This is a genomic window from Wolbachia endosymbiont (group A) of Oxytorus armatus (genome assembly GCF_964027005.1).
Classification (GTDB): domain Bacteria; phylum Pseudomonadota; class Alphaproteobacteria; order Rickettsiales; family Anaplasmataceae; genus Wolbachia; species Wolbachia pipientis.
In genome coordinates this window covers 914058-940546 of the sequence record NZ_OZ034719.1, presented here as the reverse complement: position 1 = coordinate 940546, position 26489 = coordinate 914058, and the positions used below count along the sequence as shown (strand labels likewise).

Annotated in this window: 26 protein-coding genes and 4 pseudogenes; 16 read left to right on the top strand and 14 right to left on the bottom strand. The window is 36.0% G+C overall.

Annotated features, from left to right (window positions below):
* Positions 1–11: 11 nt before the first annotated feature.
* Genes AAGD79_RS04685 through AAGD79_RS04670 form a run of 4 tightly spaced genes read right to left on the bottom strand, consistent with a single transcriptional unit; the run spans position 12 to position 3085 of the window.
* Complete coding sequence (locus tag AAGD79_RS04685) at positions 12–1238, bottom strand: AAA family ATPase (RefSeq protein ID WP_341811198.1); 1227 nt, start codon at positions 1236–1238, stop codon at positions 12–14.
* Positions 1235–1723 (bottom strand): hypothetical protein, encoded by a 489-nt coding sequence (locus tag AAGD79_RS04680; protein ID WP_006012339.1) that lies wholly within the window; start codon positions 1721–1723, stop codon positions 1235–1237. Before AAGD79_RS04680 ends, AAGD79_RS04685 begins: the two co-directional genes overlap by 4 nt.
* 23 nt (positions 1724–1746) lie before the next feature.
* Entirely contained in the window at positions 1747–2544 is a 798-nt protein-coding gene (locus tag AAGD79_RS04675; protein ID WP_174516721.1) for an ATP-binding protein, read from the bottom strand.
* Between the two features lie 49 nt (positions 2545–2593).
* The gene (locus AAGD79_RS04670; protein WP_264376794.1) at positions 2594–3085 is read right to left on the bottom strand and encodes a sigma-70 family RNA polymerase sigma factor; all 492 of its coding nucleotides are present in this window, start codon (positions 3083–3085) and stop codon (positions 2594–2596) included.
* 904 nt (positions 3086–3989) lie between these two features.
* Between AAGD79_RS04670 and AAGD79_RS04665 the strand changes: the two genes are divergently transcribed.
* The 7 genes and pseudogenes from AAGD79_RS04665 (at position 3990) to AAGD79_RS04635 (ending at position 10152) form a co-directional block, all read left to right on the top strand.
* Positions 3990–4460, top strand: a complete 471-nt coding sequence (locus AAGD79_RS04665) for a Holliday junction resolvase (protein ID WP_264376320.1) — start codon at positions 3990–3992, stop codon at positions 4458–4460.
* A 132-nt stretch (positions 4461–4592) separates the two neighbouring features.
* Entirely contained in the window at positions 4593–5063 is a 471-nt protein-coding gene (locus AAGD79_RS04660) for a hypothetical protein (protein WP_007549853.1), read from the top strand.
* A 19-nt stretch (positions 5064–5082) separates the two neighbouring features.
* Positions 5083–5601, top strand: a pseudogene (locus AAGD79_RS04655) (ankyrin repeat domain-containing protein); the annotation flags it as partial.
* Positions 5602–5705: 104 nt separating this feature from the next.
* Positions 5706–6674, top strand: a pseudogene (locus tag AAGD79_RS04650) (ankyrin repeat domain-containing protein); the annotation flags it as partial.
* Positions 6674–8497: a phage terminase large subunit family protein gene (locus AAGD79_RS04645; RefSeq protein WP_341811642.1), complete on the top strand. Its 1824-nt coding sequence runs from the start codon at positions 6674–6676 to the stop codon at positions 8495–8497. The pseudogene AAGD79_RS04650 and the gene AAGD79_RS04645, both read left to right, overlap by 1 nt.
* Before the next feature lie 3 nt (positions 8498–8500).
* Complete coding sequence (locus tag AAGD79_RS04640; protein ID WP_187297528.1) at positions 8501–8725, top strand: gpW family head-tail joining protein; 225 nt, start codon at positions 8501–8503, stop codon at positions 8723–8725.
* Positions 8725–10152 carry a phage portal protein gene (locus tag AAGD79_RS04635; protein WP_341811197.1) on the top strand — a complete coding sequence of 476 codons (1428 nt, stop codon included), beginning with the start codon at positions 8725–8727 and terminating at the stop codon, positions 10150–10152. The genes AAGD79_RS04640 and AAGD79_RS04635 overlap by 1 nt, the downstream gene beginning before the upstream one ends.
* A gap of 110 nt (positions 10153–10262) precedes the next feature.
* Here the strand turns inward: AAGD79_RS04635 and AAGD79_RS04630 are convergent.
* Positions 10263–11127: pseudogene (locus tag AAGD79_RS04630) on the bottom strand (IS982 family transposase).
* A 288-nt stretch (positions 11128–11415) separates the two neighbouring features.
* Between AAGD79_RS04630 and AAGD79_RS04625 the strand changes: the two are divergent.
* Positions 11416–11574: a hypothetical protein gene (locus AAGD79_RS04625; protein WP_338481659.1), complete on the top strand. Its 159-nt coding sequence runs from the start codon at positions 11416–11418 to the stop codon at positions 11572–11574.
* A gap of 74 nt (positions 11575–11648) precedes the next feature.
* The gene (locus AAGD79_RS07005; protein WP_410541827.1) at positions 11649–11873 is read left to right on the top strand and encodes a methylated-DNA--[protein]-cysteine S-methyltransferase; all 225 of its coding nucleotides are present in this window, start codon (positions 11649–11651) and stop codon (positions 11871–11873) included.
* Between the two features lie 41 nt (positions 11874–11914).
* On the opposite strand, the gene AAGD79_RS04620 is transcribed toward AAGD79_RS07005, so the two are convergent.
* The 4 genes from AAGD79_RS04620 to AAGD79_RS04605 all read right to left on the bottom strand — a co-directional run bounded on the left by AAGD79_RS04620 (position 11915) and on the right by AAGD79_RS04605 (position 13594).
* A complete protein-coding gene (locus AAGD79_RS04620; RefSeq protein ID WP_341811196.1) occupies positions 11915–12271 on the bottom strand; it encodes a helix-turn-helix transcriptional regulator in 357 nt (118 codons plus the stop codon).
* A 20-nt stretch (positions 12272–12291) separates the two neighbouring features.
* Positions 12292–12624: a helix-turn-helix domain-containing protein gene (locus tag AAGD79_RS04615; RefSeq protein WP_182309485.1), complete on the bottom strand. Its 333-nt coding sequence runs from the start codon at positions 12622–12624 to the stop codon at positions 12292–12294.
* A 103-nt stretch (positions 12625–12727) separates the two neighbouring features.
* A complete protein-coding gene (locus tag AAGD79_RS04610) occupies positions 12728–13387 on the bottom strand; it encodes a RadC family protein (RefSeq protein WP_341811195.1) in 660 nt (219 codons plus the stop codon).
* Between the two features lie 84 nt (positions 13388–13471).
* A complete protein-coding gene (locus AAGD79_RS04605; RefSeq protein WP_341811194.1) occupies positions 13472–13594 on the bottom strand; it encodes a hypothetical protein in 123 nt (40 codons plus the stop codon).
* A 122-nt stretch (positions 13595–13716) separates the two neighbouring features.
* Between AAGD79_RS04605 and AAGD79_RS04600 the strand changes: the two genes are divergently transcribed.
* The 3 genes from AAGD79_RS04600 (at position 13717) to terL (ending at position 18117) form a co-directional block, all read left to right on the top strand.
* Complete coding sequence (locus AAGD79_RS04600; RefSeq protein WP_010962787.1) at positions 13717–14556, top strand: polysaccharide deacetylase family protein; 840 nt, start codon at positions 13717–13719, stop codon at positions 14554–14556.
* Positions 14511–16085, top strand: coding sequence for a penicillin-binding transpeptidase domain-containing protein (locus AAGD79_RS04595; protein WP_006280388.1), 1575 nt, complete (start codon positions 14511–14513; stop codon positions 16083–16085). Before AAGD79_RS04600 ends, AAGD79_RS04595 begins: the two co-directional genes overlap by 46 nt.
* A gap of 580 nt (positions 16086–16665) precedes the next feature.
* The gene (terL, locus tag AAGD79_RS04590) at positions 16666–18117 is read left to right on the top strand and encodes a phage terminase large subunit (protein ID WP_341811193.1); all 1452 of its coding nucleotides are present in this window, start codon (positions 16666–16668) and stop codon (positions 18115–18117) included.
* Between the two features lie 449 nt (positions 18118–18566).
* On the opposite strand, the gene AAGD79_RS04585 is transcribed toward terL, so the two are convergent.
* Positions 18567–19616, bottom strand: a complete 1050-nt coding sequence (locus AAGD79_RS04585; RefSeq protein WP_182320464.1) for a class I SAM-dependent methyltransferase — start codon at positions 19614–19616, stop codon at positions 18567–18569.
* A 99-nt stretch (positions 19617–19715) separates the two neighbouring features.
* Here AAGD79_RS04585 and AAGD79_RS04580 point away from each other — a divergent pair, with 99 nt between their 5' ends.
* Together AAGD79_RS04580 and AAGD79_RS04575 are read left to right on the top strand one after the other, a co-directional pair.
* Positions 19716–20087 (top strand): hypothetical protein, encoded by a 372-nt coding sequence (locus AAGD79_RS04580; protein WP_077188297.1) that lies wholly within the window; start codon positions 19716–19718, stop codon positions 20085–20087.
* Positions 20088–20372 carry a DUF2610 domain-containing protein gene (locus AAGD79_RS04575; RefSeq protein WP_010962783.1) on the top strand — a complete coding sequence of 95 codons (285 nt, stop codon included), beginning with the start codon at positions 20088–20090 and terminating at the stop codon, positions 20370–20372.
* A gap of 6 nt (positions 20373–20378) precedes the next feature.
* Here AAGD79_RS04575 and dapD read toward each other — a convergent pair whose 3' ends face one another.
* Positions 20379–21209 carry a 2,3,4,5-tetrahydropyridine-2,6-dicarboxylate N-succinyltransferase gene (gene dapD / locus AAGD79_RS04570; RefSeq protein ID WP_265043120.1) on the bottom strand — a complete coding sequence of 277 codons (831 nt, stop codon included), beginning with the start codon at positions 21207–21209 and terminating at the stop codon, positions 20379–20381.
* Between the two features lie 74 nt (positions 21210–21283).
* On the opposite strand from dapD, the gene AAGD79_RS04565 reads away from it, so the two are divergent.
* Positions 21284–21712, top strand: coding sequence for an MJ0042-type zinc finger domain-containing protein (locus AAGD79_RS04565; protein WP_265043118.1), 429 nt, complete (start codon positions 21284–21286; stop codon positions 21710–21712).
* 94 nt (positions 21713–21806) lie between these two features.
* Entirely contained in the window at positions 21807–22487 is a 681-nt protein-coding gene (gene rpe, locus AAGD79_RS04560) for a ribulose-phosphate 3-epimerase (protein WP_264724025.1), read from the top strand.
* Positions 22488–22630: 143 nt separating this feature from the next.
* Here rpe and tnpC read toward each other — a convergent pair.
* The 3 genes and pseudogenes from tnpC to AAGD79_RS04545 all read right to left on the bottom strand — a co-directional run bounded on the left by tnpC (position 22631) and on the right by AAGD79_RS04545 (position 26467).
* Positions 22631–24073, bottom strand: a pseudogene (gene tnpC, locus AAGD79_RS04555) (IS66 family transposase).
* 112 nt (positions 24074–24185) lie between these two features.
* Positions 24186–25268: a bifunctional diaminohydroxyphosphoribosylaminopyrimidine deaminase/5-amino-6-(5-phosphoribosylamino)uracil reductase RibD gene (gene ribD / locus AAGD79_RS04550; protein ID WP_265043116.1), complete on the bottom strand. Its 1083-nt coding sequence runs from the start codon at positions 25266–25268 to the stop codon at positions 24186–24188.
* Positions 25268–26467: a deoxyguanosinetriphosphate triphosphohydrolase gene (locus AAGD79_RS04545; RefSeq protein ID WP_341811192.1), complete on the bottom strand. Its 1200-nt coding sequence runs from the start codon at positions 26465–26467 to the stop codon at positions 25268–25270. Before AAGD79_RS04545 ends, ribD begins: the two co-directional genes overlap by 1 nt.
* Positions 26468–26489 lie beyond the last annotated feature (22 nt).

Sequence of the window (26489 nt, the reverse complement as noted above, 5' to 3'; positions counted from 1 at the left end):
TTGCGGACAAGTTAAGCCGTAGCTATAATTTTAGAATTCTGCCAACGCCCATTTACCCTGCTAATGAATTTTGCTGGTATTGATTTACCGTTTCTTAGTTCATATACTACTTGCAAGACATTTGCACGTTTACTTGGTTGAAACATTACAATACCAGATGTATAAAAGCTTCTTAAAGCATTAGCACCAATTAAAGCTTGAAAAGGGCTTTTTGCGAGTGTAGCTGTCGATACTTTTCTGGTGTGACGTGTAATAATGATTCCAGCCATAGGATTAATTATAGAACGTAGTTTTTCTACTCTGCTTTGCAGGCCAGAAAACATATTTTCATAGTCAAGAGAATCCAAGACGATAAGGTCTATTGTTTTAAATTTTTCTCCTATGATCTCTTTTATTCTCTCTATACCTTCATCGTTTAAAGTTAATCTCATCTTTGTAGTAACAATCAAGTTTTCTTCTGCTAGATTTGGCAGCCTTTGATTGGTTATGATTTGTTGTATTCGTTCCCTGATGTAATTGTACTCCATCTCATTTTGCAGATAGATTATTTTTAGTGGCCTTGCTGATTTCATCTTAAGAAACGACACTCCTGCTGCAAGATGTGCAAGCAAAGAGAGAAGAAAATAACTTTTGCCAACCTTTGGCGTACCACCAATGACTAAAAGACCACCTGGAGTGAGAATTCGTGGAGCTATTATGTCTTCTGGTATTGGTGATTGATCACTTAAGTACTGCTTTACAGAAAATATTTTTTCTTCTCTTTTTCCCCCCTTTTTTTCTCCACTCTTTGATTTTTTATTGAGCCATTTCCTAGCAGAATATATATCACCTTTAATTAAAACCCAAAGATCAATAATATCACCGCTAGTACCTTCAGTAAAATTACGCCAATCACCAGCTTCCTTACCTACTATTTTAACTGTAATTGTATTTCCATTTAAGTCTCCAATATAAGTTTTATCTCGGTAAAACTCACCATTTGGAAGTAGGTAAGAAACACACTCCTTGATATTATCAATCAATAACATCTTTAACTCTTTTTGCTTTTTAGACATAAAATTCCCATACATATTTTTTATACGTTTAAAGTTGAGATTAGCTAGCTCGCAAACAGTTTCAAAAGATTTTGAATTCAGCCAATGAATTGCTTCTTCTCTTAGCTTTGGGTTTTTTCCTACTGCGTCCTGAATACCTCTAGTAACGACAGCAGACCAAAGCTTTTCCTCGTCGTACTTCAAAATGGTACTCTGTCAATTTCATAATTTTTACGGTATTCCGGAGTAACTATTGAAGCAATTTTGTTCTTTTCTCCATATTCATCAGTTATAACACCTACCTTTACTGTAAACTCTAACCCATTTAATTCTGCAACTGAATTTAGCTTACGAGCAAGGATTGCACCTTCTGAGTTATCATGTGGATGAATGTCACGTGCTGATTCCAAGATACTGCGAAGCATAGAGCGACCCATTTCTCCCCAAGTATCTTCTGCTTTATTACTTTTAATACCAATTATTTGGTAAATCTTGTGCTTTTCATATAGACCTTCAATAACGGTAAATTCTGTATTTAAATAAATGCTACCGGTAGTGGGGCTTTTAGTAAACCAATGCTCATAACCTCCAGGCTTGATTGTCATTTTTACCTTTACTATTGTACCTTTTGGTATCAGTCTACTTTGCGGTTTTACAGTGTTAAAATCAGTTAATAGGTTTTGTAACATATATCACTCTCCATGTTTAAATTTTAAAACTTGCTTTTAATCTTTGTAAGCAGCTTGCCTAAATGCGGTTCTTCAACCATACTCAGGCGTCCACTGCGGTCTTTAGCTGGGTATCCCCAAGGGTTTAAAGTGTGGCAAACAAAAGAGCGCTTCTCCGTTCCATCATCTTTCTTGATTCCAACCATACTGATTACTTCGTCAACTATCCCAGGAATTTCACTAGCAGTTTTAGTTCCTTCGCATTGAGGTAACCAAATTGGACGATTGAAGTCATCGAGATATTGACCTAAAGTGCCAACTATGATGATGTCTTTGTCTCTGATGTGTTGAAATTGATTGAGCCAAGCCATCATTTCTTGAGCAAGTAATCCATACGCAGCTCTCATATCCTGCTTTCCCGATCTCTCAGAAAAAGCTTCAGGTTGCATTTTTGCCCATAATAGACATAAACGTGAAGCAACGGTTATACTATCTACAAAGATGCATCGGTATTTAGAAAACTCAGAGAAAAGATCTTTGTACTTACCAGATACATGTTCATGGTGTCTTTGGCTATATGCTTGATCAGACTTCAGCGCAGGATTAGACCCCCCTATAAGACAAGCAATATCTCTAGCTTCATTCCAAGTGCGAAGACTAATTGAATCTCCTTGCCAGTCTTGAACGGCAAGAAGCCCTGCTTCAAAATCAAGGCAAAGTGTTGGTTCATCTATAGTCTTTAGTAGACTTGTTTTACCAATACCATAAGGACCAAAGATGACCATCTTTACACTTGATATTGTTTGCAATCTTTCATTATTATTCAAAATTTTAAGAATCATTATTTATCCATGCTGCAATGTATATATACAAGAAAGGCAAAAATTTTGTTCAATTTTTCTTTTTGCCTTCGTAGTAAATAGGAGAAAGTTTGGCACGTATCTTCTTGATAATATTGTTTAAAGTGGTTCTTGAAACGTTGTTCATTTTGGCAACTTCATGTAAGTTGAAAAACTTAAGTTGCTCACATATATTTTGCCATTCCTTTGGTAAAACCGAGATCATATAGTCTACATCAATGCGTTTTGTTATTTCACTCTCAAGTAGCTCTGTTACATCGATACTAATATAGTTATTGATATCGCGTTTTGCACATCGCTGTTTCTTTAGCAAGTTAATAGCTTTGTTTTCAGTTAGTCTTGCTACAAAAGTGTTAAAGCTACTTTTATCTTCATTATACTGATCAAGACATGGCCAAATTTCACAGAAGAGTTCTTGCTCAAGATCTTCGTGAGCTTCATTAATAAAGCACTTAGCAAGTTTCAGTCTATAAGCTTGATATTTTACATTTTTAATAACTATATGGTAGTTTTGTAATTTCATAACTTTCCTTAAAAACAAATTGATGCTTTTAAGGATGAGAGTTATTAATGCTGTTATGTAGGACAGGAGCAAAAATAAATAATACTGATGCGATTTTTAATCTATTGATATTCTGTTATTTTTTTTTGAGAATAATACTTATACAATTTAAAATAATACAATTCAGGTTTTTGGAACCTATTTTGAATGGATTTCAATATTTTTAAGAATGGGTAGCTCAGGCTTCCTAAAGTTATATTAAAAATATATAAGAATTTCATATTTTGAAATTCAATATCACCTAAAGAGCTAAAAATGTGGATTTCGCTATTAAAAGAATAGCTTAAATTTTTAAGAGGAAAATAGTTGAAAAGTATGCTCTCTATAACCTTAAGTTCCGTTCCTAATTACTGGCTTCCTAAATCAGGAATTAGGAATCTAGAACTAGCCTGTATGGCGGGTTTTCACCATGCGTTCCTAAAACCGTTCCTAGGAACGGCATATCTGAAGTCCGCCAATATGGAGGATTCTAGCTTCCTGAAACCCTTATATATAATATATATGTATAATATATATATATTATACATATATAAAAATATACACATATATAAAAACATATAAAATATAAAAGTAGAATAATAAAAAACCTCTAGAAGTAGAAAAATCATGTTTAGGATAAGTAAGGTTTTCAAATTCAAGAATTATAAAAAATTTTTCAAAAATTGAAGATTTTTTGGACAAAAATTTTCCAAATCTTGTATATATACGTATACAACAATTGAAAGCTCATTGGATCTTGGCAAACAAACTGCTGTAAAAGAGTTTTCATGTTAGTTTTTAGTTGTTAAATTTCGAAAATTAAAGATTTTTTGGACGTAATTTTTTCAAATCTTGTATATATATGTACCTGACGATTGAAAGGGGAATGCTTACACTAGATCTTGGTAAACAAACTGGTTGGACTATTTTACATGATGGAATAGTACAAAGTGGAAGTAAGAGTTTTCATGTTAGCAGGTTTAGTGGTGGTGGAGTGCAGTTTTTAAACTTTCGTAATTGGCTTAATGCACTTAAGTATAAATTTCCAGGTATTGAAGTTGTGTACTTTGAAGAAGTGAGAAGACATCTAGGAACTGATGCTGCACATATCTATGGAGGGTTTTTAGCACACCTTTCTGCTTGGTGTGAGGAAAGCAATATTTCCTATCAAGGTGTTTCGGTTAAGACTATTAAACGTTTTATAACTGGCAAGGGTAATGCAAGTAAAGCTGATGTCATTGAGGCAGTACAGGAAAAGGGTTTTTGTCCAATGGATGATAATGAAGCGGACTCTTTAGCTTTAATGTTCTATGTTATGAATTTTAGCAAAGATTTTAATATATTAAAAACACCATAGAAAGTGGGTCCTTCCGGCCATGCTGGCGGGTTTGGTGGTCCTGACCCCAGGCCTTCTTTAGCGTCAGAGATATTTCAAATGTTAACTACTTACGAAATTATAGCTGAGCAGTGCTAAAAAGGAGAAAAAAAGGTGAGAATTACGCAAGCAGAGTGGGCAAGGGAAAAAGGATTTTCGAGGCAATATGTCTGTTCTTTAGTAAAAAAAGGAATAGTTGAGCTGGAAGATGGACTTATTGACCGAGAACAAGCAAATGAAGCGGTAGCAGCAATAAGAGATCCAAGTCAACCACTGAGGAGAAAAGAGCGCGGAGAAACACTTTCAACGATATTGCTAAAAACGCGAATAAAAAATGAAACCGAGCGTGGTAAACTTTTGGAAGCTAAAGTGAAAGCTGAAATAGGCAAATTTGTGTCAATTGAAGAGGTAAAAACTGAAGCATTTAACGTAGCAAGAGTTGTTCGTAATAATTTACTTAATATTCCAAATAGAGTTTCAGCGCTGCTTGCATCACTGAGTGACACTGAAAAGATTCATATGGTACTAACTGAAGAGATTACAAACTCACTCCAAGAATTATCTAATACTAAATTTCAAATATAAAAAAGATTTTGAATATAAAATGGCTGATAACTTAAGTTTGGAGTTAATAAAGTGTCTCATTAATCAACCTGGATTAGATGTTAATGTTAGAGGATTAAATGGAAAAACCCCACTACATTGCGCTATAGAATTTGACGAATTAAGCATGGTAGATCTGCTACTCACGAAGAAGAACATTAATCCTTTCGTAGAAGATAATGATGGTAAAACATCTCTTGACTATGCTAAAGAAGGGAAAAAAGCAGAAATATTACAAGCGCTAATTAATAACAAATACGGGTCAGAACAAGATAGCTTACTTCATTTGGCCGCAATGATAGGTGAAGTTAATGCAGTTAGATATTTGATCAGAAAAGGTATTGACGTTAATGCACGAAATGCTCTGCATCATACTCCATTACATCTAGCAGCAGGCATAGGACATGGAAATGTTGTCAAAATTTTAGTAGAAGAAGGAAATGCTGAAATTGATGTCTTTGATGCACGGAATCAGACACCAATGCACTATGCAGTTAATAACAAAAAATTGGAGATAGTATAGCTCTTTTTACAATAATCCGAACAGACCGTAATATGCTACTGGCCTGCTATAGCCATAAACACATATCTTATCGCATTCGGACTATTATAAGAAAGGCTATAAAGTTACTGCTGAAGCTTGGAGCAGATGTAAATAGCGCGCGCATAGGACAAAACTCAATGAAATTGTCACCTGTTCATATAGCTGTAAGTAATACTAATTACGATGAAAGAGACTTATGTCTTGATATTCTCAAATGCTTAATAAAGGAGCCTAATGCTCAAGTCAATTTGCAAGACTACGAAAATAAAACACCACTACATTACGCTGAAAGACTTAAAACAATAGAAGTTTTACTAACGCGAGAAGATATAGACCCTCTGGTAAAAGACGATAGCGGCAAGACACCATTTGATTACGCTAAAAATAGACCTGAGATAAAAAAGGCTTTGATAAGTAATAAATACGGTTCTGAAAAGAATAGTCTACTACATTTAGCTGCACAAAAAGGAGAAATTGAGCTTGTAGAGTCTATCTTAAAAGAAGAAATTGATATTGATATTTCAAATAATAAAGGTCTATCACCGATTTACCTTGCTGCAGAAAAAGGGCATTTACATGTAGTAAAGTTATTGCTGAAAAAAGGAGCAAATTATACACCTGTTTTACATTTAGCAATCAAATCAAACAATTTAGAGTTATTTAAAGTTTTGTTTACTGAAAAAAATGGGTCATTGCTCTGCAAAGATACCGTTGTTAATTTTCCAACCCTTCATAATAAATATGTAGCACAGAGAGAAATAGCAGATAAAAGGATGAAAAAACATAATAATATTATCTGCATCTATACTACAGTCAGCGCAATAGCAGTAGCAGTATATATAGGGTTGATAACAACAACAATAAGCAGTGCAATCATTTTTGCAACAATAACAGGGGTATTTGCGCTTGTTATAGCAATAATGATAAGTGAGATGAGCAAAAGATATATAGAAAAGGAGTTTCAGAAAAAGATGTTTATGGAATTGGAAGAGTGTAGTTCTACTGTTAATGATGTTGAGATAGAACCAGTTATGAGTAGATGCAGATAATGATATACGCTAGAGCTTTTTCTGAAGGTTTAAGACCAGACCCGCAACTTAAAGTATCAGAGTGGGCGAATGAGTATCGAGTTTTAGCGCCAACTGCAGCATCAGAGCCAGGTAAATGGAGAACAGAAAGAACTCCTTATTTAAAAGAAATCATGGATTCACTATCTCCTTCTTCACCTGCAGAAAAAGTAGTATTCATGAAAGGGGCGCAGATTGGAGGAACAGAAGCTGGTAACAATTGGATTGGCTATATCATAGACCAGACACCAGGTCCAATGCTGGTAGTACAGCCAACAGTTGAAATGGGAAAACGTTGGTCGAAGGGAAGATTTGCACCGTTAATAGAGAGTACACCATGTTTAAAAAGTAAAGTAAAAGACCCAAGATCAAGAGATTCAGGGAATACTGTACAAAGTAAGGAATTTCCAGGTGGAATAGTAGTAATAACTGGAGCAAACAGCAGTGTAGGCCTCCGATCTATGCCAGTAAAGTATCTCTTTCTTGATGAGATTGATGCGTATCCAGGAGATTCAGGAGGAGAAGGAGATCCAGTACTGCTTAGTATTGCTCGAACTAATACATTTGCACGGCGAAAGATTTTTTTAGTGTCAACACCAACGATTCATGGAATAAGCAGAATTGAGAAGGAATTTGAAGCAACAGATGAGAGATATTTTTTTGTTCCATGTCCGTATTGTAATTATTACCAAATATTAAAATGGTCACAAATAAAATGGGAAGATAAAAATCCAAATACAGCACACTATATATGTATAGAATGTGGTAAAAAGATAGAAAATCATCAAAAGACAGAGATGCTTGAACGTGGAGAATGGAGGCCTACTAATAGAGTAAAAGGTGAGAAAAAAGGATTTCATCTTTCAAGTCTTTATAGTCCAGTTGGCTGGTATAGTTGGCAACAAGCAGTAGAAGATTTTCTGCATGCAAAAGAAAGTGAACAATTACTGAAAGTTTGGATAAATACCACACTTGGAGAAACTTGGGTAGATAAAGGAGAAGTACCAGACTGGAAGCAATTATTTAACCGAAGAGAATTTTTTCAGATTGGCACAGTACCAAGGAGAGAAGTGGTACTTACTGCAGGAGTAGATGTCCAAAAAGATCGTTTAGAAGTAGAAGTTGTAGCATGGGGAAAAAGTCGTGAAAATTGGTCAATAGACTACCGAGTATTTGAAGGAGATACAGGAGGTGGAGAAGTATGGAAAAAGCTTTCGGAGCTCCTCAATCATCATTTTATCGGTGAAAATGGGCTTGAATATATGATAAGTATGATGGCAGTAGATGCTGGATATGCAACGCAAGAAGTATACAATTGGGTAAGAGGTCATCAAGGCTGTGGAAGAGTAATGGCAGTCAAAGGTGTAAATAAAGCTCTAGTACCACTTAGCAGTCCAAGCAGAGTAGATATAACAGTTGGTGGGCAAAAGCTGAAAAGAGGAATAAAGCTATGGCCAGTAGGAGTATCGATATTAAAGTCAGAACTTTTTCAATTACTTAATGTTTTAAAAGAAGAAGAGAAAGTGCCAGCAGGGTATTGTCATTTTCCCGAGTATGTACCTGAGTATTTTAAGCAGCTAACGGCAGAGCAATTAGTCAGCAAGGTAGTAAAAGGATACACCAAACAAGAGTGGCAAAAAGTAAGAGAAAGAAATGAAGTATTAGATTGCCGAATTTACGCAAGAGCAGCATCAATAGCACTGGGAGTAGACAGATGGCCAGAGAGTAAATGGAATAGTTTAAGTGAAAAACCAGAAAGTAAAAAATCAAAGAAAATAGTGAAAAGTAAGTGGATCAGCAAGTAGTAAATGTATAACGAAGAGTATTTAGTTCAAATTGAAGAAGCGATAAAGAAGCTGCAAAACGGAGAGCGAGTGGTATCAATTGCATATGGTGACCATGTGGTAAGATATGCAGAAGTAGATATAAATGATTTACTAAGCTTAAGACAACGTATTAAGGCTGAACTAAAGATTGTTGGAATGAAGCCGAAGAGGAAAATTATTTTTGCTACTAACAAGGGAGTTTTGTAATGTTACTAAAATCATTCAAACAACTATTTAGCAAGCCAAAAATCAAAAGCTCAGCCTGGGATGCATCTGGCTCAGGAAGAAGGGTAATGTATTGGCAAGGAGAAACGGGAAGCATAAATAATTTACTCTCTCAAAGCCTTGAGCACTTGCGTAGCCGCTCTCGTGATATGGTAAGAAAAAATCCATATGCAGCAAATATCATTGATACAATAGTAAGTAACTCGATTGGAACAGGAATAAAACCGCAATCAAAAGCTAAAGATCCAGAGTTTCGGAAAAGAGTGCAAGAGTTATGGCTGAGATGGACAGATGAAGCAGACAGTAGTGGAGTAAATGATTTTTATGGACTGCAAGCACTGGTTTGTAGGAGCATGATAGAAGGCGGGGAATGTTTCATACGGTTAAGAACAAGAAAACCTGGAGATGGTCTGTGTGTACCGTTGCAATTACAAGTGCTTGAATCTGAACACTTAGATAATAAAACAAATCAAACTTTAGCAAATGGTAATGTAATAAGAAACGGGATTGAGTTCAATAGACTTGGGCAAAGGGAAGCATACTACCTATTTAAAGAACACCCTGGTGAAAGTACGTTTGGAGAATCAGTAAGAGTACCAGCAAACGATGTTTTACATATCTATAGACCACTAAGACCTGGGCAAATTAGGGGAGAGCCATGGCTTTCTAATATACTGCTAAAGCTCTATGAGCTTGATCAATACGATGATGCAGAGCTAGTGAGAAAAAAGACAGCGGCGATGTTTGCAGGATTTATTACGAGACTCGATCCAGAAGCAAATATTTTAGGAGAAGGTGAAAGTAATGAGCAAGGAGTAGCACTATCTGGTTTAGAGCCTGGAACAATGCAGCTTTTAGACCCAGGAGAAGATATAAAATTTTCAGAACCATCGGATGTTGGAGGAAGTTATGAAGCATTCATGAGACAGCAGCTGAGAGCAATAGCAATAGGTACAGGGATAACATATGAGCAACTAACTGGGGATCTAAGTGGCGTTAATTATTCATCAATCAGAGCAGGATTAATAGAGTTTCGTAGGAGATGTACAATGTTACAGCATAACATAATGGTATTTCAGTTTTGCCCTCCTGTATGGGATAGATGGTTAGAGTTAGCACTACTTTCTGGAGAACTAGACATAGGTGAAGAATGGACAAAGGGAAAAGAAGGAGCAAAAAAAGAAGTAAAATGGATACCACAGGGATTTGATTGGGTCGATCCGCTAAAAGATCAGCAAGCACAGCAAATGGCAGTAAGAAATGGATTTAAGAGTCGATCAGAAGTAGTATCAGAAATGGGTTACGATGTAGAAGAAATTGAGCAGGAAATTGCTGAAGATCAAAGACGTGCAAGTGAACTGGGCTTAAGTTTTGATTCTGACGTTACGGCCAATCAAGAGGTGATATGAAACAACAAACAATATGGCTAAACAGATGTGTAATGGTAGAACCAAGGAGTTTTGAATTACTGTCACTACAAACAGGAAAGCAGCCTATCTTTAAAAACCCCAGTTATGGATTAACCAACACAGTAAGGCTTAGAAATAGAAGGCTTTTTTGACTGCATGGAATATGAAATTAATGTAGAAAAAATATGTACCAGAAAATTTATTGGCGATCTGTGCCGTGTATGTTCAAGCTCAAATTTATTTTTTAAACAACCAAAGACTGTCTCAATAATCGACCTTTTTCTCAATAAAGCCTTCTCTTTTAGTGAGATTAGTGCGTTTTTCATGCCTTTTTTCACTTTAGTGACAAGCTTTAAACCTCTATCGAAGAGTTCCTCAAAGAGCTCCTTCTTGATATAGCCTTTATCTCCGAACAAAAGTCCTGTCAGTCTTTTAGTTATAGTTGGCACAGGTATCAACGTTACCTTTGGTTAGAGTAAGTGATTGAATTTCTCCAATTTCGTTAATCACCAAGTGCAATTTAAAGCCAAAAAACCAACCATACGTGCTCTTACCAATTTCTGCTAAACCATCAAAAACTTTGTTCCTAGAGATCCTTTTCTTGTGGCAAATGGCAATCGTAGAAGTGTCAATGTAGGAAGTACCTGTCATTTTCGCTTGTTCGCAGAACCATTGAAGAAGTAATGCTAAATACCGTAAAACTCTCGGCTTTAAGGCAATAAATCTGTGATATGAAGGCATCTTTGAAAATTCTGATCTATAGAGTAACTTAAGGTAACAAAGATAAAAAGCCTTGAAGTTTTTACATGGCGATTGGTGGTATAACAGGATTATGGTTAGCATTTCTGAGTGCGCTATTTCTGGTACTCTGGTTGGTTTTTTGCCATTTGATAAGAACTTATTTGCAAAATTTTCATCTACTACACGACAAAAATCCTCGACGCAGCAGTAAAGTTCTGTAATATCTTTCTTCATGGGTAACCTCTTAAATTATTGTTAAAATACTTGAGTTTACCCTATTTCCCTCTTTATTAATTCTACTTTTATCTGTTTTCTAATCCATAACTGGGGTCTTTAATTTTAATATAAATCAATTTAAACTGTATCAGTACTGATTTCTTAAGTATGGCTAAATATCAGGTTATAACACCTGGAAAAAATAAAGAATCTATCGATATTTTATATGGTTACCACTCTACTATTTTTGGAAAAGCACTTATTGGAGTTATAGCTCTTTTTACAATAATCCGAACAGACCGTAATATGCTACTGGCCTGCTATAGCCATAAACACATATCTTATCGCATTCGGACTATTATAAGAAAGGCTATACAACACAAAGCATCTGTCACCTTTCTTTTTGTGATTTTGAAACTTCAGCTATTAAGATACTTGAAAAAGAGTGGCCACAAGCCTACCTGAAAGAAGATAGGCTAACAACGGCAAAAATTGTACGCAATATTTTTGACACACAAATACCTGAGAGATCATTTTCTTTGCTTGTTAGAGGAACAGACTTTCAAATTAAAGTCTGGCAAGCATTGATTTCGATTTCCACAGCTACAACAACAAGCTATGCCAATATTGCTCATATAATTGGTAAGCCAAAGGCCATACGTGCTGCCGCAAATGCAATTGCTAACAATCCAATTTCCTACTTAATACCATGCCATCGTGTTATTCGTAAGTCTGGAAAAATTCATAAGTACCGCGGGGAGTAGAACGCAAGAAGGCTATTCTTGCTTATGAAGCACTACTATACCTATCTATTAGTAAGAGCCTTTATCACTGAATGAATAATATCACGCAACGTCTCATCCTTAATTTTCCTGTATTCCCTTACTAGCCTCGATATTTCTTCGCTACCTACACCACTATGAAAGGCCTTATCATGTAAATCCTCAGAGGCTTTTGTAAAAAAATATGACATATCAACTGACAAAGCTTCTGCCAAATTATACAACCTATCAACTATAAGCCTTACTTCTCCAGTTTCATATCCTTGTATATGCTGAAATGAAATTCCAAGCTTTTTTCCTAAGTCTCTTTGGCTAAAACCACACATTAGCCTTTTTTTCCTTATCCTTTCACCTATTTGTTTATCAATAGGATGTTGCATACCCATTTTTTAAAGCAATACTAACTCTTATTGTAACTTTGAGAAAAAGATTTTACTAACATATAAACTACACTACGCAACCTTTTGCTCTTAATTTCATTATATCCTTTGACTAACTTTAACACCTCTTCATCGTAAGCTTCATGTGAGTCAGCGTGCATATCAGTAAAAAAGTTAGCAACATCTATCGATAGGGCTTTTGCTAAGTCATATAGTCTACTGGCTAAAATGTAATTCGAACCATTTTCGTACCTTTGTATCTGTCTATATGAAACACCTATTCTTTTTCCTAATTCAGTTTGTGTCAAACCACAGTATAACCTAAGTTCCTTTATTTTTTTGCCTAATTCCACCTTTCATTGCTAATTTTATTTGTTTAAGCTTACAGCGAATTTCTTAATTCATAAAGTGGAAAAAAAGAAGGAAAGCTAGAGAACTTTCCTTCCGGGTTACAGATTACAATAAGCCACTGTCATAAAAACTAAAGTGGCTCTTCTGTGTTACGATTATATGATCTATCAATTTCATTTCTACATTTTCGCAGGTTGCAGCTAATGTGAGTGTGTTATCCTCATCCTCCTTTGATGGTTCTATATCTCCGCTTGGATGATTATGTGAAATTGCAACAGATGCTGCATCAATCAGTAATCCCTGTTTTATTATTTCCCTCACATACAGAGGTACTCTGTCTATAGTTCCACAGTCTTGAATATACTCATATATTAAATGACCACCTCGATCTAAGTATACCACTCGTAAGCTTTCCTTTCGTGACTGCCCTATTGCTGCTTTAAAGTATTTTAGTAGCTCTTCTCTATTATCAAGAATCGACAGCTTTTTTAACTTGCCTTTCAATATCCTATCAAAAATCTCTTTCAGACAAAAGATACTTGCTATTGCTCCATCATTCATTCCTGTAACATTTTTTAGCTCATGAAAATCAGCATTAATTACCCTTCCTAAACTACTAAAGAGCTCCATTAGCCTTTTGGCAACTTCTCTTCCTTCTGCATATCCAGACAGAGTACGTTCTAGTAGCTCGTGATCCAATAAAGACCTGCCTCTGCTTGATAGAATACGAGTTTCCAATTTTTCTTTTCTCTCACTATTATTCATAAAAACCTCCAAGGTCAACATTATATACAAATTCAGCGCCAGCTTTCTGACGCAATAGTTCTCGAGGAATAACCCTTTTGAACTCTAAATTTGCAATGTTATCCTTGTTGCTTTAAAAGCTGGAATACCATTTGCCATATGAATTTGTGCATTGACATTTACTGTGCTAATTCCCTGAAGCGCAACGGTATTTATATTTGCAATCATAATATATTATATAAAATTGTTAATACAATATATTAAAGAAGCGATGAAGTAAAGGCTACAGCAATTAAAGATGGCTTAACTTAGCAAAAAAGTGTAGTATTCTATCACTTTGCTGATTACAAATGTTTATAAGGATAATCACTTTTTTCTTACTATATTCAAGTACGGCTTTTTGTAGTGATTGTAATTTTAATTTACCATACTGTGGGCTCAGTTGTAATCTAGATCTATCATATAGAAATTTAAGTAATATAAAAAAATTATTGAATAACGACGATAAGTTTGTTGCGCTTACGTTTGATGATGGACCGTCTAACAATAGAGTAAACGATATTATTAATGTTCTGGAAAGCTATGAAGCAAAAGCAACATTTTTTGTGCTTGGTGAACGTATAAATGAAAAAACGTCTGAAATAGTAAAGAAAATTCATGAATCAGGTCATGAGTTAGGCAATCACTCTTGGTCGCATAGGAAGTTGACATCACTTTCAAGTGAGGAACAATTGCAAGAATTGGAAAAGACAAATACAGCAATTAAAAATGCAATAAAACAAGATGTAAAATGGTTTCGTCCGCCATATGGATGTTATGACGATAATCTGATTGAAAATACTGATCAATTAAATATGTATTCAATATTATGGACAGTTGATTCGCTAGATTGGCAAGGTGATAAGCCAGAAACTTTAGTTGAAAGAGTTTTAAGTAATGTACATAATGGAGCAGTTATACTGTTTCATGATCACAATAACAGGTCAAACACAATTGAAGCTTTACCTCATATTATTAAAATACTAAAAAAATCAGGTTATAAGTTTGTGACCTTAAGTGAGTGGGAAAAAAGGGTTTGTAATACGGTAAAAGCCAGAAGTGTAACAATAAAAGAGGGGAAAAAAGTGTGTTTTGAAGGAATGTTATGTGGACAAAAAACAAAGTCTTTAACCGCAGAGCATTCATATTAGGTGGTATTCAGCTTACCATTTCTGCGGTTTTTAGTTGCAGGTTATATAATTTACAAATACGAAACAGACAAAAGTACGAAGCACTATCTAATAGTAATAGAATAAGAGTTGCTACTATTATGCCTAAGCGGGGCAAAATTTTAGATAGGAATAGCATTGAACTTGCGGTAAACAAAATTTCGTATGTTGTTTTGTTTGATGGTTCTGGTAAGGAAGTTGATTTGCAGACATTATCAGAAGTCGAGTCTAAGATAGCAAAATCGTCAGAAAAAATAACTGCTCTTTATAAACGTTATTACCCGTTTGGTTCAATGTGTTCTCATGTAATCGGATATACAAAAAGACAGCAAGGCATAAGCGAAGTAGGAATCAGCGGTATTGAATATACATATGATCATATATTGAAAGGCAAGTCAGGAAAATCTGAGCAGGAAATAAATTCTAAAAAACGCGTCATAAAAGAATTATCAAGCATACCACAACAAGACGGACAAGATGTACAACTGACAATTGATATTAATCTGCAAGAGAAAACCGCAGAGGTATTTAAAGATCACCAAGGCTCCGCAGTGGTAATTGATGTAAATAATGGAGAAATTTTAGCATTATATAATTCACCTTCTTACGATAATAATCTTTTTGCTAGCAGGCTATCAAATGAGACTTGGGAGAGCTTGAATGCTCCTTCATTGCCGCTCGTGAATCGTGCGTTATCATATCAAATTCCACCTGGTTCAATATTTAAAGTAATAGTTGCGCTTGCGGGTTTAAAAGACGGAATAATCACACCAGAAGAAAAATTCTCGTGTAAGGGCTATATGAAAATAGGTGAGCGGAAATTTCGTTGCCTGAAAAGCAAAGTCCATGGATATGTATCTTTAAATGAAGCAATGGCATTATCATGCAACACTTACTTTTATAATATAGGGAAAAAAATAAGTGTAGACTCTCTAGTAGAAATGGCCAGAAAATTTGGTATTGGAAGTGGGCCACTGATTGGAACGTTTAAAGAAGAAGCTCCAGGGTTGTTGCCAGATAGAGATTGGCGTACACGAAAGCTATATTCGCAGTGGTATTTAGGTGACACTATCAACTTAGTTATAGGACAAGGGTATATGCTTACAACACCACTACAGCTTGCAGTTCTTGCAGCGAGGATTGCAACAGGAAAAGAGGTAATTCCCCGCATTAAGATGAATGAAACGATACAAGATTTTCCCGATATTGATGTGGATTGTGAGCATCTTAGCATAGTTCGAAAAGCTATGTTTGATGTGGTGAATTCTAAAACTGGAACCTATAAGAAAGGGCTAAGCGGTATACAAATTGCCGGTAAAACCGGTACACCAGAGATAAACTCTAAGGGTGAAAGTCATAAGTTATTTATCGCTTATGGCCCTTACCATAACCCGCGCTATGCAATCTCTGTGTTTATAGAACACGGCAAAGCCCCACGCCAAGATGTTGCTATAGCTAATGAAATATTTCAGTATATGCTTGAAACTATGAGTATTAAACTTCTTGCATAACCATATAACGAACTTTTATTGGGAATAGAAACGAAAAAACTTACTTGACACCCTTCGCCAGCGCCCTTATCATGATAGTGAAGCTATTGTATTTGCTTTCGCCAATCTGCAGATTAAAAGGTAAGGATTACTTAATGTATCGGCGTCTTATGTTCAATTTTTTGCAGTATATAGATACTGTATGTCTTTACAAAACTTCATCTACATCTAGATTTTTATCTAAATAAGCTGAACGCGCTTATAAAGCGTTACAAGACATCAAAAAATGCCAATACTCGACAGAGATAGTAAAAGACTAGCTAACTCGGGGATTCTTTGTCTTTTTTTCTGCTTAGTAAATTTCTTAAACATTTGCAGCGTAAGTTAGTTGCAATTAAAAGCGGCTGAATCTCGCTTGTCAAGCGTTTAAAACATAAAAAACGCCAATATTTTAAAGCGGATAATAACCCCAGGGCTTCTTTTGCCTTTTTTTTATTTGGTAAATTTCTTAACATTTGTAATTGCAATTTAAGAGACCATAAAGGGTCAGTGCTCCTTTTTCTGTCATCCCAGCGTTACGCGCTGGTTTCAACATTATATCATGAACTTTCTAAAATTCATTGAACTGTGCTTTCAAACGGTAGTGCCGGGGTGTGAGTATAACGATTATCAGTATGTAAAAGTCATAGCAGACAGGCTGGAAGCAGCGAGCGCTGGTGAAGTGAAACGAATAACATTCAATATGCCTCCGCGCTCGATGAAGTCCATGTGCATAAGCGTTGCGTGGCCCGCATGGATACTGGGAAACCAACCAACTGCGAGAATAATAGTTGCAAGTTATTCTCAGCGGCTCAGCGAAAAGCACTCGCTCGACACCAGGTGCGTGATGCAGTCTAGTTGGTATAGAGCGCTATTTCCAGAGATAGAACTATCCAAAGACCAGAATACAAAATATAAATTTCAAACAGTGCAGAGAGGATACAGAATCGCAACATCAGTTGGTGGAACACTAACTGGTGAAGGTGGTGATTTTATCATTGTGGACGATCCGCTCAGTTCTGCTCAAGCTTTGAGTGAAACGCTTAGAAAGCGTGCCACAAACTGGTTTGATCAGACTTTAGTAACCAGGCTGAACGATAGAAAAAAAGGAGTCATCGTTCTTGTAATGCACAGGCTACACCAGGAGGACTTAACTGGACACCTTCTCTCCAAGCCAAAAAACATATGGCATCATATTTGTTTGCCAATGATTTCTGAAAATAAGCAGGTTATTTATTCAATCAAAAAGCCAATACCTCCCGTTCCTATCATCCGAGTAGCTCAGCACTGTGCGACCAGGCGATTATATAATAAACCAGCGTCACCTGTAAGGATATTATATTCAAGAGAAGAAGGTCAGTTGTTATATCCCCTCGATGGAGGAAAAGAAGAAGTTGAGATAATAAAAGCTGAACTTGGGAGTTACGCTTTTGCTGCTCAATATCAACAAAACCCTCTGCCGCTTTCAAGTGGTATAATTAAACCAGAGTGGTTGAAACGCTATAAAAAATTTCCTGATAATCTCTCGCATATAACACAAAGTTGGGATACTGCGGTTTCAACAAGTAACATGAGCAACTTTAGTGTCTGCACCACCTGGGCAAAAATAGATAATAAATTCTATTTACTCGACGTATATCGCGCAAAGCTTGAGTATCCAAAGCTTAAAGAACAGGTTTTGTCACTAGCTGCAAGATGGACGCCACACGCAATTTTAATCGAAGCAAAAACAAGTGGTCAACAATTGGTGCAAGAGCTAAAGACAAACAGTGATTTACCGATTATTGAAATAGTGCCACATGATGACAAGCTCACTCGATTCCACCGGATTGCTCCGATGATAGAGTCTGGCAAGGTTTTTCTGCCACATCAAGCAGTATGGCTGAACGATTTTGAGTATGAGATTTTAATGTTTCCTGAAACTCGACACGATGATCAAGTAGATAGTACCGTGCAATATCTCCAGTGGGTGAGAAACAGTACCTCCAGGGTTGCAGCTATACGAGCATTGTGATTTGAGTCTACCAGTACTGGGATGACAGCTAGGAGACAACCGTCATCCCGCTGCTTGTTAGCGGGATCTAGAGATACCGCGGCGGTATGACGTAGGACTGCTGTTATTCCAGTGTCTGGGCACTGCCGTCTTGGATGGAAAGGCTGGATCCAAGTAGTCAGCTACTCGTATGACATCTTTGTGTTTGAGGCAAAACCAGCTATAACATTTCTTCGCAAACAAATGTTCGTACAGTTGTGGGTCGTGCACAACTCTATTCCTATAGTGAGTAGCTCCCTCCTATCTTATTTATATCATATTTTTAACTTACCCAATAACATAAATTACTTTAGCTATGCTATAGCTAAAGTGGCTTAGGTTTACTTACAATTTGAAAAACAACAAATTCGTCATTCCGCTACTCGTTAGCGCTGCGGCGGTATGATGTAGGGAAACCTTTCTTGGGTTAGCTATATCAATAGCATTGCTTTAAAAAGAGTGCCCATATTTTCAGTCAACCTTAAGAATTCACTAAAGATCCTATTCTTTTGTTCATCACTTGCGCTTTTCATTAAAGCCAGGGTTCTTTCTTTTATGCCAAAAAGATATAAAAATTCTCTTTGAGTTAAAATCTCGCAATCTACGTGTTTTAATGAATCTTTTAATGCTTGAAAGTTTACAAGTGCGGTAATATCACTATTACCAACATTCTCAAGAAAATTAGCATACTTATGTTGTTTTATCGATTGCAAAGTGCTCTTATATGCGGGGTATACATAACCGTAATCTACAATCAAAGCAGCTCCTTTATTATTATATATCTTCTTCTCAAGTTTTTTTAATATTTCAACCCCAACTGAACATATTTCCACCACTGCACCATTAAAAAATTTTCCATTTGTCATCTGAGTAGCTGACACTGGAATCCATGATTCTTTTTTTCTGGATTCCAGTGTCACGCACTGGCATGACACCAAGAGACTGCCATCATCTTGTTTTGTCACCATATTTTCATACCACCCCTCATCATGATATACAAACTGATCTATCGGAAGAGCGTCAAAGAACTCATTTGCTAAAAAAATGGTTGGTTGTTCTGGTAGGTTGTCAATATTTTTGTGCCAATTAACATCTAAGCTTTTTAATTTTTCCTTTTGTATCTTCCGTAAAGTAGGGCTTATTTCAACTAAGTGGATCAACATTGAATTAAAAAAGCTGCTGTATTTTTTAGTGACTCTTATTATATCGTGAATGAGTGTTCCTTTGCCTGGCCCAAGTTCAACTAGAGAAAATTTTGATGGCTTTCCTAATTTTTCCCATGTATGCATTATCCAAACTGCAATTACTTCACCAAATAATTGGCTGATCTCAGGTGCGGTAGTAAAATCACCATCCTTACCAAGCGGTAATTTACTTGTATAATAGCCGTATTTTTCATGGTACAAAACGGCATTCATGAAATCACTGATGGATATTGATCCTTGACTTTTGTCAATTAATTCGTGTATATAAGTGAGCATGTTATTAATAAATGTTTAACTATAGCGTGCTATAATATAAAATAGTAGAGTATTTATATATAGTATACACTTAAGTTTGTGAGTAATAGTGCTTCAGTTATGGACGACAAAAACACCGATTATGTTGCCCTTATAGCTCAAGATGATAGTATTGAATACAAATTTGAAGAAGCTGTCAATTTTATAGAAAACAAGGTTATAAATGCTGATGGGCTAACTTTAGCGGAAGTGTTTCAAGTGCTAGTTCAAATGCTAGATGGTGATCTAGCATTGGTAAAAAAAGTACTAGCATATGCTAATATTATGGCAAAGCATGGAATGAAGGTAGCAAAAGAGTCGCAATTAAGCAGAGCTGATGTTCGCCGAGCTTTGGAAGGTAGAGAAAGTGTTGTCAATAGACAAGATTTTATAAAGAAACCACCTCTTCCACCTGCTATAAAATCGACCAAAAAGAAAAGTAGAGGTCTTTAGATGGCTGAATCTATAAAAAAATTTACTGTACAATGTGACTTCAAAGGACAAAGTTCACCTTTTGCAATATACATAGGAAATCCAAAAAGTGATGCTCATCCAATTCATCATCAAGATTCCTGGCTTGTAAAAGAACGTGGAGGGAATATTCCTAATAAAGTAAAAGAAAGTCTACAAAAATTATATAAACTATCTCAAGAAAATGGAGTCTCTTTCTCAGAGTTATGCGCGTATGCCATTACTGTGGTTAGTAATAATGATAAAAAAAGTGACGACAAGGAGTAAGATAGTTTAATCCCTCAATATTTCATTTATAGAGATTTTCGATCTCGTCTTTTCATCCACTTTTTTTACTATGACTGCACAATAGGTTGAAATATTATTTTTAGATGGAATAGACCCTGGTACCACTACAGAATAAGGTGGCACTTCGCCGTAAAATACCTTGCTAGTTTCTCTATCAATAATCTTTGTTGATGCCCCAATAAACACACCTATGCCAAGGACTGATCCTTCTCTCACTACCACACCCTCGGCCACTTCGCTACGTGCTCCAATAAAGCAATTATCTTCTATAATGACAGGTGAAGCTTGAATAGGCTCAAGAACTCCACCTATTCCCACTCCACCGGAAATATGACAGTTTTTTCCTATTTGCGCACAGCTACCAATCGTTGACCAGGTATCTATCATTGTTCCTGAATCAACATATGCACCAACGTTGATAAAACTTGGCATTAGAACAACATTTGTACCTATATAAGCAGATCGGCGAACAAAACACCCAGGAACTACTCTAATTTTTAACCGGCGAAATTTCTCCTCATTCCATTCACTAAACTTGTTACCGATCTTATCAAACCAGCAATTAGTATTATCTATTATTTTATTTTCTTCGGTGAGAAAATGTAATAATATTGCCTGCTTTATCCACTTATGTACTACCCATTCTCCACTTGATAGCTTTTCTGCTACTCTAATTTTGCCACTATCAAGGAGCTCAATTACCTCTTTAATTGCTATTCTTGCTGTTTTCTTTAGATTACAGTCATTAAATTTTTCTCTATTTTTCCAAATATCTTCTATCTCACTCTGTGCTTTTTTTAGTTGCAAACCTTCCATTTGTTATATATATATTGATATTAAATTTGTAGCTCGTATCATTTGGGCTTGTTACTACTTTATACGTAAGTACTATGAAAATACAATGTTATAATTGTACTAAGACTTATTTAGTATCTCACGAGCAAATAGGTGCATCTGGAAGAAAGGTAAAATGTACGAACTGCAATCACATATGGTATGAATATCTAGAAGAAGTGTCAAACAAACAGCACTCTGCTAATATACAGGAAAAAAAAGTTAGTGGAAGGAATTTTTTACAAAATCTAGCATTTACCACTCTAGCTTTTGCAACAGCTACAGGGTTATGCGTCGTAATTGCTAACGGCATCTTTCCTAGAGAGATGAACAAAGCATACAAAACGATCAGTTCATATAAGGATTCAATAAGCTATAAATTAGGGTACAAAAAAGAACAAACAGAAAGTCCAAATGTAAAAAAACTTGCTGTAAATAAGTTTTATCAAGACTACCTTTTTTTATCTAATTTAAGATCTAGTTAAATAGGCATACCGATATCGGTCTCTAGCTACTCAGATGGTGCTTAGGGTGACAGAGTTTTAAAAATAAGTTATTTTTTAGCAAAAAAGGCAGCTCATGAGTATTAAAATTGCACCTTCTATACTTTCAGCAGATTTTGCAAAATTAGGGGAAGAAGTAAGAAAAATTAGCGATTTAGGTGTGGATTACATACACATAGACGTTATGGATGGGAATTTCGTTCCAAATATTACAATTGGTCCTAGCGTTGTTTCTGCAATACGTAAATATAGCAATCTTCCTTTTGATGTGCATTTAATGGTCAAATCTCCTGGTAACCACATTGAAAGCTTTATAAATGCTGGTGCTGATATTATCACTGTACATGCAGAAGCAGAGATACACCTTGAGAGGTTGATAAGAAAGATAAAGTCATACAAAAATGTAAACGACGAAAAAAAACCGATTCAAGTTGGAGTTTCAATTGTTCCTTCAACTTCTCCAAGTGTGCTTGAATACATAATACATGAGCTAGATATTGTGCTGATTATGACAGTCAACCCTGGCTTTGGAGGGCAGGAATTTATTCATTCACAGTTGAACAAGATATCTACTATAAAAAAAATGATACAGGAGCGTAATCTTAAAACACAAATTTCAGTAGATGGTGGAATTAACTTTTCTAACGCAGCTGATATAATAAAAGCAGGTGCTGATATTTTAGTTGCGGGATCGGCGATATTCAAGGCTGAAGATATTAAGAAGGCCGTAACCGATCTTAAAAATCTATTGTTGTGACCCTATATAGCTAAAGTGGCTTAGGTTTACCTACAATTTGAAAAACAACAAATTCGTCATTCCGCTACTCGTTAGCGGAATCTATGCTGAGATACCGCGGCGGTATGACGTAGAAAAACCTTTCTTGGGTTGTATCCGTTCAGCTAAGCGGTGTGAGAGATGATAGATAAGAGGTTTTGGAAAGCCCATTTGTTTCCATGTCAAGTATAATGAAATTATCCGTTCAAGTTCCCCGCTTCGATTGGGTAAAATATGAATTTTTGCGATAAACGACATAATGCCGTATCTGCTGTTCAGCATGGTTGTTTGTCAGCGGAATGTTTTCTGGGTCATCTAAAAAATTCCACATTATTCTTTCAGATTTCAAAATATTTTTTGCAACTCGAGAAGCTCCAATTGCTTCAGGTAAACGGCTTCAAGTAATATAGCCTTTCTTATAATAGTCCGAATGCGATAAGATATGTGTTTATGGCTATAGCAGGCCAGTAGCATATTACGGTCTGTTCGGATTATTGTAAAAAGAGCTATACCTTGTACGTTTTCGCAATTTTCTGGCACGTCTGGTAAATCTAAAAACATCTATCTCATTTTTTAGCAAGGCCTTTTTTAGTGCAAATAATTCAGTGGCTACGTTTCTTAAGTAACAGCCCAGAACTTTAACTTCAACTATGTGCTAATCTTTCAAAATCTCTTGATAAATGTGCCCAACAGATTTGCCTGTTCTTATCGGCAAAGTAGTTGTATGCTGCGTACCTGTCGTAAGCTATTGCGATTGCAGAACTTACTATTTTGTAAAACCTTCATTCCTCTTGACTCTGTCAATTTTATAAAACTTGCTGTATTACTGGCAAACATCCAGCACCAACCAAGTTTACCTTTGTTATAATGGCTCGTTTCATCGATATGCAGAACTTCACTTTTACTTACTTCTTGCTCGATTTGCTCATATGCTTCTTGGCATTTTTCTGCAACTCTAGCCTCGCTATTTGACACGCTACCAACACTGATGTCCAGGTTGAAAATATTTTTTATAATATTTGCTACTTCTCTTTTCGAGTTCTTGTAAAATCCGCTCAGCGCCGCAATTGTTGACTTAACTTTTGGACCAAATGTATCCGCAGTAACACCTTCTGGTAGCCTGCTACTTTTTCTTTTTCCACACTTGCAACAGCGGCCATTGGTATTCCACAACATAAGCTGGCAAATCAACTTTTTGATGAATGTATGGCTCTTTCGATATCGCAATTTCTCCTCCGCACTCGCAAGAACTCTATTTTCACCACTTCATCTGCTTCCATTTTAGGGCGATACTTTCCTTCATGCCCAATCTGTGCCCCTATTTTCCTGTCACTTTTTTTCTTTTTCTTCTTTAGCTTGTATAACTCTTTTGAGCTCGGTATCGATGAATTTTGTGAATTCAGACCTAGTCTTTCTTTCAATTCAGCATTTTCGATTCTTAGCGCCTTATTCTCAGATCTAAAATTTTCGTTTTCTATCTCTAACCTCTTTATCTCTGCTTTTAGTTGCTCTATCTCTATTTTAAAGCTTTCACAGAGCTTGAGAAGACTAGCTAGTAGATCAGACATATTTACCACACATACTACTTGTGATATTATGTTTTTAGCACTCCTTGTCTACTTTTTATTTTACCGCTCCGCTGAACGGATACCTTTTTTTTACTGTTTGAGTATGTAAGGATTATGACGACCTATCCCAAACCTCAACTATATCCTCACTAAACTCTATTATCTTTGTTTTTTTAAACTGATAACAGTTGTTAATGAATTGAATCCCTAAATCTCCTACAAAAGGAGTGGCATCATTGCCTAAAATTTTACCACTGCGGCATATTATCAACCTGTCGATTAAATTACACTTTAATAGTTCTGTGATTAACACTCCTCCACCTTCAACTAATAATCTTGTTATACCAATTTCTGAAACAAGTTTTAATGCCATGTCCTTTAGGCAAACCTTACCTGCGTTGCTTGAATTAACTACTAAGTAGTTAATGTTTTTTATTTTTTTCTCTACTTCTTTATTTGTGATGACCCAAGTTATTACTTTGTCTGCAGTCTTTGCAATGTTATGCTCTTCCTTTAATCTCCCTTGACTATCTATAATTAGCCTTATTGGCGATCTACCTCCGAGTCCTGGTAATCTGCAAGTTAAGAGTGGATCATCATTAATAAGAGTATTGCTGCCAATCATAATTGCATCATATTTCGTTCTGAGCTCATGCACCCAGTTTCTCGTATTTTCACTTGTTATCCATTTGCTATCGCCTGTAAATGTTGCGATTTTTCCGTCAAGAGTTGTTGCGACTTTGCAAGCTATAAATGGTCTATGTAATTCTTTAGTGGTGAAAAAACCGACATTCAGTTCTTTTGCCTCTTTTTGCATAATACCTTGCTCAACTTCAATTCCTGCTTCTTTCAGAGCTTTCATGCCTCTGCCTGAAACTCTACTATCTGGGTCAATAGTTGCAATTACTACTCTTTTTATGCTAGCTTTTATGATTTTTGCAGTGCAAGGCCCCGTGACTCCGTGATGACAACATGGCTCAAGAGTGATATATATAGTTGCGCCATGAGTTGAATCTTTAGCGTTTTGCAAAGCGACTACCTCCGCATGCGGACGCCCACCAATCCCTGTGTATCCCTCACTAACAATTGTACCATCCTTTACAATAACACACCCGACAGCAGGATTTGGTGCAACATTTCCAAGATTTTTTTCTGCAAGCCTTAATGCAATTGACATGAAATGATCATCAGTCATTAGAAAGAAGTCATTTCGTATGAGGTATCAAAAATTCTTCTGTGCTCGTGTATAGCAAATCTATCTGTCATACCTGAGATATAGTCACATATTATTACTGAACGCTGAGATTCACAAGCGAGTTTGCTCCACTCTGTGGGAAGTAATCCTGGGTTTTCATAAAAACATTGAAAGAGTTCCTGTATTATGCGTTTTGCTTTGTTCATCGTTCTACTCAGTTTATAGCTTCTGTATATTTTCTCCATGTTGAATCTTTTCATTTCTTTTGTAGCATTCGCAACTTCTGGTGAAAATGTGACTAGCATTTTATTTAGACTTCTTACGTCTTCTACGCTTTTTATTTTGTGATCTTCAATATTTCTTTCAGTCTGAGAAACAACATCACTTATCATAGTTCCTATAGTTCCACTCAGTGATTCATGTATGAGTTTGCTCTGAGGCAATTCTGAATATCTGCTCCTTATGTCTTTAAACATTTTTTCAATTAAAGGAACATTCAGCAAATCTTCGATGGTTACTAAATTCGCCCTGAGTGCATCATCAAGATCGTGAACACTGTAAGCAATATCATCGGCAATTGAAGCAACTTGCGCTTCAATGCTTGAAAATTCTTCAAGTTTTAGATCATATTTTTTGTTGTATTCTAATAACAGCTGATTACTTGTAGAAGACTCCGCGTTTTGACCAAGCAAGGGACCGTTATGTTTTGCAACTCCTTCAATCACCTCCCAACTTAGATTCATACCATCAAAATCAGAATGTTTTTGTTCAAGATAAGTTAAAATCCTTATAGCTTGAACATTATGATCAAACTCATACTTCTCGTTATCAAGATTCAAATCTTGAATTGATTTCTTTAGAGCATCTTCACCTGCATGACCAAATGGAGGATGACCAAGGTCATGTGCAAGCGCTATGCATTCAGTGATATCCTCATTTAAGCCAAGTCTACGCGCAATGGACCTTGCAATTTGTGCAACTTCAAGGCTATGAGTAAGCCGAGTGCGATAGTAGTCGTGCTCATAATTGATAAAAACTTGTGTTTTGTACTCCAATTTTCTAAACGCATTAGAGTGAATGATACGGTCCCTATCACGCTGAAAGCAGCTGCGATTCTCATCTTCTGGCTCTTTGAAGTATCTCCCTTTTGTTTTGCTTGGAAAACATGCATAATTTAATAGAAAATTATTGTTTGACATGTAAAATTTCTACTATAATAAG